Raw genomic sequence first — 13,667 nt, 5'->3', positions numbered from 1 at the left:
TCTCCTGCGTGGCAATCTTCACATGCAAGATCCAGGATGTAACGAATCAAGCGGTCACCCGGCGTTTCGGACGAGCTCCAGCGCGTAGTGGGAGAACCACTCACCCGGCCGGGGCTCGCCACGGTGGCAGTCGCCGTCGGACTCCCCCGGCCGCTTGATCCACAGGAAGGCGTCCACCCGCTCGTGCCCGGTCCGGGTGGTCGGCTCCGCGCCCAGCGCCCGCCCCTTGGGGTTGCACCAGGTGTCGTCGCCCTGGGCCCCGTGGAGCGGGCCGTTGCCGTTGCGCGAGGTGTCGATCACGTAGTGGGCCCCGCCGAGCACGTCCGACAGGCGCTGGGCGGCGGCGACGCTCTCCTCGGTGGTGAAGAAGTTGCTGACGTTGAAGGCGAAGCCGTCGGCCTCGGTCGCCCCGGCCTGCCGCATCGGCTCGGCCCAGGCCCCGGCGTCGGCGATCCAGCCGGCGTTCCCGGCGTCCAGGTAGACCTTGGTGTTGGGCTGCTTCTTCAGCGCCCGCACCGCGTCGCGGAGCAGGCCGAGGCGTTCGGCCGCCCTGCCGCCCTGGGTGCAGCTGTCGAGGATGTGGGCCATCGCGTCGGGTTCGACGACGACCCAGGCGGGCCGGTCGCCGATGCCCTCGGCGAAGCGGCCGATCCAGGAGCGGTATTCGTCGGCGCTCGCGGCGCCGCCCGCCGAGAACCGGCCGCAGTCGCGGTCGGGGATGTGGTAGGCCACCAGGACCGGCACCTGGCCGGCCTCCTGCGCCTTGGCGGTGATGTCGGCGACCCTGGCGTACGGCTCCTGGTCGCCGATCCAGATCGCGTTCGGCCTGTCGGCGATCCTGCGGATCAGCGCCGCGTCCTCGGTCTTCCCCTCCGCCTCCAGCCTGCGGACCTCGTTGACCGCGGTGCCCTCGGGGTCGACGTAGAAGCCGGTCGCGCCGGGAGCGGCCGGGGCCTCCCCGCAGGCCGCCGTCACGAGGGCGAGGGCGAGTGCGGCGGCGGCGCGGCCGTAGCTGTTCATCGAGCTCCTTCGATGTGGACCCAGCGGGCCGGGGACGGGGTCCCCTTCTCGGTGACCCCGAACATCATGTACCAGCCGGGCGGCACCAGCGCGGGGTTGGTCGGGACCGTCACGACGATGCCGGTGGGCACCCGGGTGAAGTCGACCTTGATCGAGCGCTGCTCCACGTCCGTGACGTGGGTGACGGCGCTCGGCCGCATCAGCCGGACCTCCTTGATGCGCTCGGCGTCGGGGGTCTTGAACCCCGCGCGGGAGCCCAGGGTCAGCATCCGCCGCCCGTCGGTGATCATCGGCCGCTTCTCGCCGTTGTGCAGGTAGGTCGGGGTGTAGATCTCGATCCGCTGGTCGAAGGTGCCGGGCACCGTGCCCGCCTCGTCGGCGAAGAGCGGGTCGGAGCCCATGCTGAGCACCCGGCCGTCGGGCAGCAGCAGCCCCTCGGCGTGGTAGTTGCGGCCCACCGCGGGCGCCGCGGCCTCGTGGAAGCTGTTGCTCTGCGGGCGGTAGACCTCGGCCCGCAGGACGTCGCTGTCGCCCCGGCCGCGGTAGTCGCTGGAACCGTTGAAGGAGAACACGGTGTCGTCGGGGAGCAGCACCGCCGACGGGTAGCGCACCGGGTCGGACAGGTTCGGACCCCGGACGTAGCGGGGCGCGGGCTGCTTGAGGTCGATGATGGCGGTCCGGGCGGTGGCGTTCGGCAGGCCCGGCTGGCGCTCCCCGACCGGGCCGCCGCCCATCACCATGATCCGCTGGTCCTGGGCGGGGGGCAGCAGCACCGAGGCGCCGGTCTCGTTGAGCTCGGGCTCGGGCAGCCCGGGGACCGGGGTGAAGGCCTCCATCTCGTCCGGCGCCACGCCGCCGACGCCGCCGGGGGACTTCACCAGGCGGTCGGTGTCGTGGCGGTAGTCCCAGATGCCCGGGGGGCGGAGCGCGAGCTGGCCCGGACCGTATCCGGCGCTCATGCCGGAGAAGAAGAGGGTGTCGTCGTCCAGCAGGAACAGCGCCGGGTAGCTGGGGAAGAAACGCTTGGGCCCGGGGATCCAGGTCCGGGTGGCGGGGTCGTAGAACTCGTTGTCCCTGGTGATCTGCCCCACGGTGTCCAGGCCGGAGACCGTCATCACCTTGCCGTCGGGCAGCGCGGTCATCGTCGGGTACCAGCGGCCCTCGGCCATGTCCTGGACCTTGATGTAGCGCTCGGCGATCGGATCGAACTCGTAGGCGTCCTTGATGCCTTGGAAGTCCTGCTTCTCCAGCGTCATGTTCGCGCCCATGGCGTACAGGTTGCGCTTGTCCCGGCCGGTCAGCCCCTGGATCTCGTATTTGACGTAGCCGCCCGGCGAGGTGAAGACGCCGGGCGCGCCCTCGACCACGGACTCGGCGAAGACCTTGGTCTCGCTGGGCTTGATCCGGACCTTGCCCGGTACGCCGCTCTCGACCTTCTCGGCGGGCGGCACCGTGATGTGCGCGGTGGTCCGGTAGAGCCGCCCGTTGGGGGCCGCGATCAGGGTGCCGGGGTGCAGCTGCCGCCGGATGTGCGGGCTCTCGTTCTTCACCACCAGGGCCCCTCCGGCCCGCTTCACCTTGCTCTTGAGCACCTCGAAGCGGAGCGTGCCGCCGGCGATGAGGAGGTTGCCGTTGGGCAGCAGCACGTGGCCGGCGCAGAAGAAGTCGACCGGGGTGTCGATCATCTTGAACTCGCCGGCCTGTCCCGGCTTGGTGGGGTCCCAGAGCACGGTCTTGAAGGTGCCCTTGGCGAAGTTGGCGGCGTTGTTGCCGGATCCGGCGACGATGAGCACCTTGCCGGTGCGCAGCAGGGCCGCGTGGATGGCGTTGACCTTGAACTCGTTGGGGACGTTCAGGAAGCTCCAGTGGCCGTAGCGCGCCTTGTAGTCGTCCCGGTTGATCTGGTAGTCGTGCCACTTGCGGGAGGCGAACCCGGCGACGGCCGGCAGGTTGACCCCGACGATCACGGCGATCACGGCGGCGGCGATCAGGTTCTTGCGTAGACGGCTCAACGGTTACCTCGGCTGGTCCACGCCCAGGTCGCCAGGGGCCCCAGGCAGATCACGAGGGCGAGAATCACCCACAGGGTCATGACCAGGTGCACATGCCCGGTCCAGAAAAGGGTGAGCAGCAGCCCACCACCGAAGATCACGGCCCACCACAGGTGGATGCGGAAGGTGGCGAGCTGGTCGGGGCTGGCCGAGTCTCCCTTGGGGGTGACCACGAACTTGCTCGGCCGTCGCAGCGCGGCCCCGATCAGCGAGGCCACGTAGATGGGCGCCGACAGCGCCGACATGACCATCCCGGCCACCCCGGAGGAGCCCTCCGGCTCGTGCGGGCTGACGTTGTGCCGCCGGTTCCAGGTGTAGAGCATGACCTGCAGCAGCGCCGCGTCGCCGTAGAGCATCAGCCACACGTCCATGGGCACGGTCACGCCGGAGCCGCCCACCGCCATGAAGAGGGTCGCGCTCAGCCCGGCCAGCAGCCAGTTGAACGCGGACATCGGATAGAACGTCACCATCAGGCTGTAGTTGAACAGCCGTCCGGGCGACAGCCGGAACGCCGCCTTCCAGAACTGGGTGAGCAGCGTCTCGTAGGTGCCCCTGCTCCAGCGGAGCTGCTGGCTGAAGAAGTCGGTCCACGACGACGGTCCCTCGCCCACGGCGAGCACGTCCGGTGTGTAGACCGACATCCAGCGCTCCCCCGTCCGCGGGTCGCGGGAGCGGTGGAACTCGATGCCGGTGGCCATGTCCTCGGTGATCGAGTCGTACAGGCCGCCGATCTGCTTGAGCGCCCGGATCCGCACGGCGTTGTTGGTGCCGACGAACATCGGCGCCCCGTACAGGTTGCCGGCGCGCTGGATCAGGGAGTGGAAGAGGAACTGCTGGCTCTCGGCGGCCTTGGTGACCCCGGCGGTGTAGTTGCCGTAGACCTGGGGGCCGACCACGAAGGCCACCCGCGGGTCGCGGAAGTATCCGAGCATGCGCTCACAGAACTCCGGCAGCGGCACGTGGTCGGTGTCGACGGAGACGAAGAAGTCGTAGTCGTCGCCGTGGGCCGACAGCCAGCTGTTGTAGTTGCCGTGCTTGGTCTTGGCCCGGAAGGCGCCCTTGGGCTGGTTCCACTCGGGCACGCCCTTGCGGCTGAAGTGGCGGGCGCCCAGCCAGTCGCAGAGCTCGCGGATGTCGGGGTCGTCGCCCTCGTCCAGCAGCCACACGTCGAGCACGCCGTCATGGCGGATCTGCAGGGCGGCCGACAGGGTCTCCCGGACCATCTCCAGCGGTTCCTTGCCGGGCACGCAGGTGGTGATGAAGGCCACCCGGCTGCCGCGCTCGGGCGGGACCGGGACCGGGTCCCTGGCCGCCAGCATGGCGTGCACGTTGGAGACCACGCTGACCAGGCGGAAGATCTCGATCAGCGCGATCGCCACGAGCATGACCTTGTCGGCGACCGGGATGTACCACGGGAGCATGCCGTAGGGGTCGACCCGCACCGTCCAGTGGTCGGGCAGCAGCAGCCAGGCCATCATGGTGAACTCCACGACGAGCGCGGCGACCATCAGCAGCACCGCCCGCACGCGGTGCGGCTCGCTGGCGAGCATGGAACGGTACTGGACGCGGTAGGGCCGGCCCGGCTCCGGTTCGGTCATGGGCCCGGCGAGCTGGCTGAACCGTTCGTAGTCGTAGAGGGTGATCTTCGTGCTGTCGGCTGGTGAACTCATGGGCCCGGTGACCTCACAACACGCACGACGAAGACCAGCACTGTCCCCCCAGGTGGATCACCCCGGCCACCCCGCGCAAAGATACGGTCAAGGCCGGCTCGTAGATCGGTAAACCGTGAAACATCATATTGGGAGCAGTGCGCCGGATCTCACCCACTTCCACAGCCTGGGACCACTTCGTGAGGACTTGGTTTAGCTTTCAACCAAATCATCCCAGTACAAATATGGACAAGCCCTAATCAACCGAACTATCGCCCTAAACCGGGCACCTGAAAATCCGTGTCCGGGGCGGGGCCGGACTGGCACGCTTGATGGATGGAAGTACGGTTCGTCCCCGATCACCTGGTCCTGTCGGTCGTGGTCGGCTCCCGCGCCTACGGGCTGGAGACCGAGGACTCCGACGTCGACCGGCGCGGGGTCTTCGTGGCGCCGACCCCGCTGTTCTGGCGGCTGGCCAAGCCGCCCACGCACGTCGAGGGGCCGCTGCCGGAGCAGTTCTCCTGGGAGGTCGAGCGGTTCTGCGGCCTCGCGCTGGAGGCCAACCCGACGGTCCTGGAGTGCCTGTGGTCACCGATCGTCGAGCACGTCTCCCCCGCCGGGGCGGACCTGCTCGCGCTCCGGCGCGCCTTCGTGTCCAGGCGCGCCCGCCAGAGCTTCGCCGGGTACGCCGAGGCCCAGTTCCGCCGCCTGGACCCCGAGCGCCCCAGGTGGAAGCAGGCCATGCACATGATCCGGCTGCTGATCAGCAGCCTGCACCTGGCCCGCCACGGCGAGCCGCTGGTCCGGATGGACGAGCACCGCGACCGGCTGCTGGCCGTACGGCGGGGCGAGGTCTCCTGGGCCGAGGTCCAGAGATGGCGCACGGAACTGGCCGCGAGCCTGGAGGACGCCGACGCGCTGCCGGCCGAACCGGACCGGCGGCGCGTCGACGACTATCTGGCGGCCACGAGAAAGGCGGCCCTCTGACCCTCACCCCGCCCGCCTGGCGGGCGGGGTGAGCCCCGCGGCCTCATCCCCGGGAGGCGTCGCGCGGCCGGGACAGGCCGGTCGGGGATGAGGCCGCGCGATCGCTCACGGGCGCCCGCTCACGGGGCGCCGAACAGCTCCCACCAGCTGTCCACCAAGGGCACGTCGTCGACGTCGACCCGGTCTCCCGGCCGGGGGACCGCGAGGCGGACGTCGCGGGCCTTCGCCTCGCGCCACAGGCGGTCGACGGGCTCGGCCCACGGGTGGGGGGCGAGGGTGAAGGTCCCCCAGTGGACCGGCAGGAACAGCCGGCCGCCCAGGTCGAGGTGGGCGTTGACCGCCTCCTCCGGGTCCATGTGGATGTCGGGCCAGGCGGGGCTGTATGCGCCGATCGGCATGAGGGTGAGGTCGAAGGGGCCGTGGGCGGCGCCGATGCCCGCGTATCCGTCGAAGTAGCCGGAGTCTCCCGCGTAGAAGACCCGCTTGGCCCGCCCGGCGACCACCCAGGAGCCCCAGAGGGTGACGTTGCGGGTGAAGGCGCGTCCGGAGAAGTGCCGGGCGGCGGTGGCGACGAACCGCAGGCCCGCGACGCTCGCCTCCTCCTCCCAGTCGAGCTCGACGATCCGCGAGGCGGGCACGCCCCAGCGCTCCAGATGGGCGCCGATGCCCAGGGGGACCAGGAAGGGCGCGCCCTGCAGGGCGGTGAGCGCGCGGACCGTGGCCCGGTCGAGGTGGTCGTAGTGGTCGTGGGAGATCACGATCGCGTCGAGCGCCGGGAGGTCGGCCAGCGGGACCGGCAGCGGGTGCAGCCGCCGCGGGCCGACCAGCCGCGAGGGCGAGGCGCGCCCGCTCCACACGGGGTCGAACAGCACGCGCCGCCCCTCGATCTCCACCAGCGTGGTGGCGTGGCCGTACCAGACGACGCTCAGCCCGGCCGCCGACGGCGGGGTGACCGGGGAGGTCACCAGCGGGACCGGCCCGACGGGCCGGCGGCCGTCGCGGTTGAGGATCATCTCCCGGAGCGTCTCCGGGAGGCTGCCCACCGGCGGTGTGTACGAGCCGGGCACGGTGTTGTGGAAGACGCCGTCACGGAATCGGGGGGAGCGCCGCATCCGGGCCAGCCGCTCCCCCGCGGCCCGGCCGCCCAGCTCCGCCGGGATCTCCCGCACCGCCCATCCCAGTGCGGCCAGCGCCAGCCCGCCCGCGAGAAGACGTCCCGCCGATCTTTTACCCGCCATCCCGCAATACTCCTTCAAAGTCGGATGATCCGCGCAGATTAATCACGATCCGCCGGCCTCCTCCGCCCGTGGACCGCCGGGCTTCCGGGGCCACGCGCCGGAGCGGGCTCCCCCACGGCGGCTACGCCAGATGCCGCTCGACGGTGGCCACCTTGGACTCCAGCCGGCCGCCCTGACCGGCGCGCAGGTCGGCCTTCAACACGAGGCTGACCCGCCCGCACCGCGCCTCGACCGCCGCCACCGCGTCCTTGACGACGCTCATCACCTGATCCCAGTCGTCTCCCTCGACCGTGGTGAACATCGCATCCGTACGGTTCGGCAGCCCCGAGGCACGCACCACCCGCACCGCCTCGGCGACGAGCTCGCCGACGTCCTCCCCCACTCCGACGGGGGTCACGCTGAACGCCACGAGAACCGACATGTCCGGCCCCTTTCTCCGAATCTCCGAAGCTCTCCGCTCACCGCACCCTAGTTTCCCCGGAGCCCCGGCACGCGGGCGGGCGGCGGCGGGCCGGGTCAGCCGGGCCGGGCCGCTCGGCTCCCGCGCCGGACGGCCCCGGGTCAGGAGCCGGGCCGCGCGCTGACGGCCGCCGGGTCGCCGGGCCGGACGACCCCGGGCCGGGTCACCCGCATGATCATGCCGAACTTGTTCTCGTGCTCCCCGATCAACCATTTCTGCAGCCCGGGCCAGCGCTGCCGGCCGTCGGGATCCCAGCTGGGCACGGCGCAGCGGATGCACGGGCCCGTGTGGGCACCGGTCACCGCGAGCTCGGCCTCGCCCACGGTGATCGTGGTACCGGCCCCCCAGCTCTCCTCGGCGAAAGCGGGCGCGTCCAGTCCGAGGTGCAGGTTGGGGCGGAACCTGAGCAGGTCGACCGGGGCGTCGAGCTCCTTCTCCAGCGCCGCGAGGGAGGCCTCGAACGTGACCAGCACGGTCAGTCCCCGGTCCTGCTGCCCGTCCGCCGCGCGCAGGCGCAGCGGCGTCCCGAGCGAGCGGGCCAGCTCGCCGGCCGTCCCGGGATCGTGCCACCGCCAGACGGTCCCGTCCGGAGCGGTCAGTTCCGGTGCGTCGTCCGCCCCGTAGGCGGCGCGCCAGTGGAGCATCTCCGGGCGCTGCCGCACGGTCAGGACCTTGCCGTCGTGGTTGTCCCGCCCGTCGATCAGCGCGTAGGCCCGGTCGCCGGCCACCCCCCGGTGGTCCAGCAGCGCCTCCTTGAGCTCCTCGCCCCGCAGCGACTTCACCGGCCACCTCAGCAAACGCCGCAAACTCCCGCTATGTGTCGTCATACTCTAAAAATAGCGATCATGTGTATATGAAGGCACAAACTCCCCGCACCATCCAGGAAGCCGAGGCGATCCAGGACGAGCTCCGGCCACTGCTCGACCTGACAGGACCGGGCCCCCGCCGGCCGGCCAGGGTGGCGGGGGTGGACGTGGCCTACGACGGGCAACGGCTCGCGGCGGCGGTGGCCGTACTGGACGGGGCCACGCTGGAGGTCGTCGAGCAGGTGACCGTCGGCGGAAGGGTGGCCTTCGACTACGTCCCCGGCCTGCTGGCCTTCCGGGAGGTCCCCGCCCTCCTCGAAGCCCTCGGACGCCTGACCGCCGCCCCCGACCTGATCGTCTGCGACGGGTACGGCCTGGCCCATCCCCGCCGCTTCGGCCTGGCCTGCCATCTGGGCGTGCTGACCGGCCTGCCCACGATCGGCGTGGGCAAGACCGCCTTCGTCGGCTCCTATCCCGACCCCGCGCCCGAGCGGGGCTCGTGGACCGATCTGACCCTGGACGGCGACGTCGTCGGCCGTGTGCTCCGCACCCGGCACGGCGTCAAACCGGTCTTCGTCTCCGTCGGCCACCGCGTCGACCTCGACACGGCCTGCCACAACGTCCTCGCCCTGACCCCTCACTACCGCCTCCCGGAGACGACTCGTGTCTCCGACCGGCTGTCACGTATGGCTTTGATCGAAAATGTCACCTTCGACTGATTTGATCCACTCAGCACAACAAGATTGGGATGACTGTGAGCGACAACGAGTGGGTCGGCGGCACGGGCGCCTGGAGTGACACCAACCTGGCGGAGATCCGGGAACGGCTTGCCGACGGGTTCGACCCCGGCCAGCGGCTGTTCTGGCTCCGCTCGACGCCCCTGCACCAGGCCGCCCAGGAGGGGGCGGTCAAGGTGATCGAGCTGCTCCTGGCCTCGGGTGCCGAGGTGGATCCCGCCGACAGCTACGGCGCCACCCCGCTGTGGGAGGCCGTGCGCCACGGCCAGGACGAGGCCGTCCGGCTCCTGCTCGCCGCGGGCGCCGACCCCTGGCGGCCGTGTATCGCCGGGCGCTCCGCCGGTCTCCAGGCTCTCTTCACCGACCTCGCGGACCTGTTCGTCCCCCTCCCGGGAGCCCCCCGCGTCAGCCCGCGGCTCCGCGAGCTCCAGGACACCGTCGACGAGATGATGTTCTCCTACGAGGACTACAGCGAGGGGTTCTGCATCGCCTTCGTCGGCGGGGTGGAGGAGGACGAGGTCATCCGCCGCCTGGGGGCCGACCCCGGGCGCTGCCCGCCGGTGGCGGCCGGCGCGCTCCGGGAGGCCGAGCACGCCTCGCCCGTCGAGCTCCTGCGGGTCGCCACCCCGCCCGGGGGCGGGGTGGCGCTCATCCAGACCGAGGGCGTCCTGCCGGTCCACGACGGCGTCGCCCGGCTGGCCACCACCGGCGGCGGGGTCCTGGCCGGCGCCTTCCCGCTCGCCGGCACCTCGGTCGACATCTGGCGGGACGGCTTCTGCGTCGCCCGCCCCTCGGTCTACGACCAGCTGAGCGAGGACAGCCTGTTCGAGCTGTGGATGTGCCGTTTCGGCGACTGCGGCGCGCACCCCTCGACCTCCATGGAGCGCATCCTGGCCCTGATGACACTCCTGACCGCCACCTACGTCACCGAGGAGTGGCTGTGGAGCGCTCCGATGCGGCTGGTCCCGGTCGAACTGCGCGGCGGCGGCCAGGATGGATAGAGTCGCACAACCATGAGAAAGCACACGATCACCGCGCTGTGGGAAGAGATCCCCGACGACGCCGACGATCTCACCCTGGTCCGCGGCGGATTCCGTCTCTACCTGTGCCTGTGCGGCAAGCATCTGGCCGACCGGGAGGCCGCGGAGTCGCACGCGGCGGAGACCAACCAGTGCACCACGTGCCTGGGCTCGACCACCGAGGAGATCGTGCCGGGCTTCTCCCAGGAGTGCACGGCCTGCGCCGGGACCGGCCGCCGCAAGGCACAGCTCACCTGGGAGCTCGCCTACGTCGAGGCCGAGGCCATGATCACCGTCGACCTCGTCCGCACACTGATCGCCCCCTTCACCGAGCCGTTCCAGCTCTCCCGGGTCGCCGACACGGTCCGCGCCGCCCTCGGACTGCCGGTCGGCCGCCTGCCCGTGGGCCCCCGCGTACGCGACGTCCTGCGCCAGCTCGAAGCCGCGGGCGAGCTGGTCCTGGTCTCCGCTCCGGACGAGCTGCTCCGCGGCACCACCGTCGTGCTCTACCGCGACCCCTACTGGCAGCACGCCACCGGGTGAGGGACGTCCGGAAACTTGGGTCTTACCGGAAAGATTCTTTACTATTAACCTTCCGGTGTGGACCTAGAAGTGCGTCATTTACGAGCAATCTGTGCGATCGCCGATTCGGGCAGCATTTCCAAGGCGGCAACCGCACTCAAGATGTCGCAGCCCGCACTCGCCACGCAGCTGCGCCGCATCGAGCGGATGTTCGGCGGGCCACTGTTCGAGCGGGGCCGGCAGGGGGCGCAGCCCACGCAGCTCGGCACATGGGTGCTGATCAGGGCTCGGTCACTGCTGCCCGCCTTCGACGAGCTGCGGCGGGACGGCATGCGCTATGCCGAGCAGACCGCGGAGAAACTCCGGATTCGGCTGGGCTGTATGTCCAGCCATCTAGCGATAAACGTTATTAAATGCCTTAACGAACTGCTGGCCGGCGCCGACATCACCGTCCGCACCGAAGAGGCAATGGACCTGCTGCCCGGCCTACTGGAGTCCGAGCGACTGGAACTCGCCACCCTCGGCGACTATCCGGGGCACGAGCTCTCGCCGCCCCCCGGCGTGGTCTACGCGGGCGTGGCCGTAGAGCCGATCTTCGTCGGGCTGGCCGTATCCCACCCGCTCGCCCAGCGGGAGGAGATCGAACTGCGGGACCTCGCCGACGAGGACTGGAGCCTGCACGCGCTGGCCGAGTCCGGGCACCGCGAGCACTTCTGGGCCGCCTGCGCCCGGCAGGGCTTCGCCCCGAAGATCGCCTACTCCGCCGACCTCAGTCTCGCCATCGACCTCATCTCCTCCGCCCGGTGCGTGGGCATGTTCCAGGCGACCAGCAAGGGTTACCCGGGGATCGTCATCCGGCCGCTCGCCGGGACCCCACTGCGCTTCCGCCACATGATCGGGTGGACCGAGCACGGGCCGGTCGCCCGGCACGGTCCCGACCTGGTCCAGGCGGTCACCAAGTCCTACTGGGCCGAGGTACGGCGGGCCCCCGTCTACGCGTCATGGCTGAGGCGCCATCTACCGCTCTCACCACCTGTGTAGCCGCCTATATCGCGAAGTTATGCAATTTCGTGGGGTACTCGCCCCGCAGTCACGGTGTCAGCTTTAGTCCAGCCCAAACCGTCAGGGCTCCTTGCATCCCTCTAACCCCCCAAGGGACACCGAGAGGAGTCACCCCGCGTGAATCCCAAGGTCAGACTGGGCGCCGTCGCCGCACTGGCTGCCGTCGCCATGACCGCGACCTCGGTGGTGAGCGCCGCCGGCGCCGCCACAGCCCCCGCGGGCACCGCCGCCCGCACCATATCCCTGGATCCACCGGCGTTCGCGCCGCCAGATCCCGAATCACGCAAGCGCGCGATCTCCAGCGCCGACGGCGCCCTCGCCGCCAGGTCCGAGGCCCTGTTCAAGGGAGCTCAGGACGAGTTCACGCTGACGAACACCGTCGCGGGGACCCGCGGCCTGCAGTACCTGACCTACTCGCGGACCCACCGCGGGCTGCCCGTCTACGGCGGTGACGTGGTCGTCACCACCGACAGGACGGGCCAGGAGGTCGGCTCCGTGGCCTCGGGCCAGCGCGCCGAGATCAAGGTGGGCGTCAAGAGCAAGATCGACGCCGCCGCGGCGGCCGTCACCGCCCGCGGCAGGCTGGCGACCGTGGAGAGCGTGAGCACCCCCCGGCTGGTCGTGCACGCGGCCGGCAAGCAGGCCAAGCTCGCCTGGGAGGTGGTCGTCACCGGCGCCACCGCGCAGGCGCCGAGCGTGCTGCACGTCTTCGTGGACGCCCTCGACGGGTCGGTCGTGGACTCCTACGACGACGTCCGCGCCGGCACCGGCAACAGCTTCTACAACGGCAACCCGGTGACCATCCAGACCTCCGGCTCCGGCGGCTCCTACTCGATGACCGACACCACCCGGCCGGGGCTGCGCTGCGGCGGCCAGAACGGCTCGGCCTACACCGGCACCGACGACTCCTGGGGCAACGGCCAGGGCACCAACCTGGAGACCGCCTGCGTGGACGCGCTGTACGCCGCCCAGCAGGAGTGGAACATGCTGCGCGACTGGCTGGGCCGCAACGGCTTCAACGGCTCCGGCGGCGCCTTCCCCGCCCGCGTCGGCCTGACCGACGTCAACGCCTACTGGAACGGCTCCTACACCAACTTCGGCCGCAACCAGGCCAACACCCAGCAGGCCACCCCGATGGACGTGGTCGGCCACGAGTACGGCCACGCGATCTTCCAGTTCTCCGGCTCCGGCGGCGCGGGCAGCGGCAACGAGGCCGGCGGCCTGAACGAGTCGACCGGCGACATCTTCGGCGCGCTGACCGAGCACTTCGCGGCCAACGCCTCCGACCCGCCGGACTACCAGGTCGGCGAGGAGGTCAACCTGGTCGGCCAGGGGCCGATCCGCTACATGTACAACCCCTCCACCAACGGCGACCCGAACTGCTACAGCTCCTCCATCCCCAACACCGAGGTGCACGCGGCGGCCGGCCCGCAGAACCACTGGTTCTACCTGCTGGCCGAGGGCACCAACCCGGGCGGCGGCAAGCCCTCCAGCCCGGTCTGCTCCGGCCCGTCCAGCCTGACCGGCATCGGCATCCAGAAGGCCGGCCAGATCTTCATGTCCGGCCTGAACAGCAAGACCACCCCGTGGACGCACGCCAAGGCCCGCTCGACCACCGTGGCCGCGGCCAAGCAGCTCTTCCCCAACAGCTGCGTCGAGATCAACGCGACCAAGGCCGCCTGGACCGCCGTCAACGTCCCGGCGCAGAGCGGCGAGCCGACCTGCACGGTGAACCCGCCCGGCAACGACTTCTCGCTCTCGCTCAGCCCGACCTCGGGCAGCGCGCAGGCCGGCCAGTCCGTCACCACCACCGTGCGGACCGCGGTGACCGGCGGCAGCGCCCAGTCCATCGCGCTGCGGGCCTCCGGCCTGCCCGCGGGCGCGACCGCGTCCTTCAACCCGGCCACCATCACGGCCGGCCAGACGTCGACGCTGACGCTGGCCACCTCGGGGAGCACCCCGGCCGGCACCTCCTCGGTGACGGTCATCGCCGACGGCGCCGACGCGGACAAGACGGCGAGCTACTCGCTGACCGTCGGCACCGGCAACCCGCCGACCGGAGCACCGGACATCCCGGTGGCCAACGTGAGCGCACACCTGAACCAGCTGCAGTCGA

12 protein-coding genes are annotated in these 13,667 nt (G+C 70.9%); 6 read left to right on the top strand and 6 right to left on the bottom strand.

Annotated features, from left to right (window positions below; all coding sequences use genetic code 11):
• Nucleotides 1-54: 54 nt before the first annotated feature.
• Genes ACZ6R6_RS41855 through ACZ6R6_RS41845 form a run of 3 tightly spaced genes read right to left on the bottom strand, consistent with a single transcriptional unit; the run spans nt 55 to nt 4,741 of the window.
• Nucleotides 55-1,020: a glycoside hydrolase family 6 protein gene (locus ACZ6R6_RS41855; RefSeq protein WP_470102487.1), complete on the bottom strand. Its 966-nt coding sequence runs from the start codon at nt 1,018-1,020 to the stop codon at nt 55-57.
• Nucleotides 1,017-3,032, bottom strand: a complete 2,016-nt coding sequence (gene glxA, locus ACZ6R6_RS41850) for a radical copper oxidase GlxA (RefSeq protein ID WP_470102486.1) — start codon at nt 3,030-3,032, stop codon at nt 1,017-1,019. Before glxA ends, ACZ6R6_RS41855 begins: the two co-directional genes overlap by 4 nt.
• Nucleotides 3,029-4,741: a glycosyltransferase family 2 protein gene (locus ACZ6R6_RS41845; protein WP_470102485.1), complete on the bottom strand. Its 1,713-nt coding sequence runs from the start codon at nt 4,739-4,741 to the stop codon at nt 3,029-3,031. The genes glxA and ACZ6R6_RS41845 overlap by 4 nt, the downstream gene beginning before the upstream one ends.
• Nucleotides 4,742-5,056: 315 nt before the next feature.
• On the opposite strand from ACZ6R6_RS41845, the gene ACZ6R6_RS41840 reads away from it, so the two are divergent.
• Complete coding sequence (locus tag ACZ6R6_RS41840) at nt 5,057-5,707, top strand: nucleotidyltransferase domain-containing protein (protein ID WP_470102484.1); 651 nt, start codon at nt 5,057-5,059, stop codon at nt 5,705-5,707.
• 119 nt (nt 5,708-5,826) lie between these two features.
• Here the strand turns inward: ACZ6R6_RS41840 and ACZ6R6_RS41835 are convergent, their stop codons facing one another.
• From ACZ6R6_RS41835 to ACZ6R6_RS41825, 3 genes are all read right to left on the bottom strand, one after another.
• Complete coding sequence (locus tag ACZ6R6_RS41835; RefSeq protein WP_470102483.1) at nt 5,827-6,945, bottom strand: MBL fold metallo-hydrolase; 1,119 nt, start codon at nt 6,943-6,945, stop codon at nt 5,827-5,829.
• Between the two features lie 121 nt (nt 6,946-7,066).
• Nucleotides 7,067-7,366, bottom strand: coding sequence for an MTH1187 family thiamine-binding protein (locus tag ACZ6R6_RS41830; RefSeq protein ID WP_470102482.1), 300 nt, complete (start codon nt 7,364-7,366; stop codon nt 7,067-7,069).
• 140 nt (nt 7,367-7,506) lie between these two features.
• Nucleotides 7,507-8,232, bottom strand: coding sequence for an MOSC domain-containing protein (locus ACZ6R6_RS41825; protein ID WP_470102481.1), 726 nt, complete (start codon nt 8,230-8,232; stop codon nt 7,507-7,509).
• A 26-nt stretch (nt 8,233-8,258) separates the two neighbouring features.
• Between ACZ6R6_RS41825 and ACZ6R6_RS41820 the strand changes: the two genes are divergently transcribed.
• From ACZ6R6_RS41820 to ACZ6R6_RS41800, 5 genes are all read left to right on the top strand, one after another.
• Complete coding sequence (locus tag ACZ6R6_RS41820; protein WP_306874807.1) at nt 8,259-8,930, top strand: endonuclease V; 672 nt, start codon at nt 8,259-8,261, stop codon at nt 8,928-8,930.
• 29 nt (nt 8,931-8,959) lie between these two features.
• Nucleotides 8,960-9,949, top strand: a complete 990-nt coding sequence (locus ACZ6R6_RS41815) for an ankyrin repeat domain-containing protein (RefSeq protein WP_470102480.1) — start codon at nt 8,960-8,962, stop codon at nt 9,947-9,949.
• A 12-nt stretch (nt 9,950-9,961) separates the two neighbouring features.
• Nucleotides 9,962-10,510, top strand: coding sequence for a hypothetical protein (locus ACZ6R6_RS41810; RefSeq protein WP_470102479.1), 549 nt, complete (start codon nt 9,962-9,964; stop codon nt 10,508-10,510).
• Nucleotides 10,511-10,567: 57 nt separating this feature from the next.
• A complete protein-coding gene (locus tag ACZ6R6_RS41805; protein ID WP_470102478.1) occupies nt 10,568-11,530 on the top strand; it encodes a LysR family transcriptional regulator in 963 nt (320 codons plus the stop codon).
• 138 nt (nt 11,531-11,668) lie between these two features.
• A partial coding sequence (locus tag ACZ6R6_RS41800; protein ID WP_470102477.1) for a M4 family metallopeptidase occupies nt 11,669-13,667 on the top strand: 1,999 nt, incomplete at its 3' end.

This window comes from Streptosporangium sp. NPDC048886 (assembly GCF_055586905.1).
Note: the sequence above shows the minus strand (reverse complement) of the source record. Positions and strands in the feature narration are given on the sequence as shown.

Bases quoted from the DNA above. Each gene is read 5' to 3' on its own strand.
- ACZ6R6_RS41855 (WP_470102487.1), bottom strand. From the start codon at position 1,020: ATGAACAGCTACGGCCGCGCCGCCGCCGCACTCGCCCTCGCCCTCGTG.
- ACZ6R6_RS41845 (WP_470102485.1), bottom strand. From the start codon at position 4,741: ATGAGTTCACCAGCCGACAGCACGAAGATCACCCTCTACGACTACGAA.
- ACZ6R6_RS41840 (WP_470102484.1), top strand. From the start codon at position 5,057: ATGGAAGTACGGTTCGTCCCCGATCACCTGGTCCTGTCGGTCGTGGTC.
- ACZ6R6_RS41835 (WP_470102483.1), bottom strand. From the start codon at position 6,945: ATGGCGGGTAAAAGATCGGCGGGACGTCTTCTCGCGGGCGGGCTGGCG.
- ACZ6R6_RS41830 (WP_470102482.1), bottom strand. From the start codon at position 7,366: ATGTCGGTTCTCGTGGCGTTCAGCGTGACCCCCGTCGGAGTGGGGGAG.
- ACZ6R6_RS41825 (WP_470102481.1), bottom strand. From the start codon at position 8,232: ATGACGACACATAGCGGGAGTTTGCGGCGTTTGCTGAGGTGGCCGGTG.
- ACZ6R6_RS41820 (WP_306874807.1), top strand. From the start codon at position 8,259: ATGAAGGCACAAACTCCCCGCACCATCCAGGAAGCCGAGGCGATCCAG.
- ACZ6R6_RS41815 (WP_470102480.1), top strand. From the start codon at position 8,960: ATGACTGTGAGCGACAACGAGTGGGTCGGCGGCACGGGCGCCTGGAGT.
- ACZ6R6_RS41810 (WP_470102479.1), top strand. From the start codon at position 9,962: ATGAGAAAGCACACGATCACCGCGCTGTGGGAAGAGATCCCCGACGAC.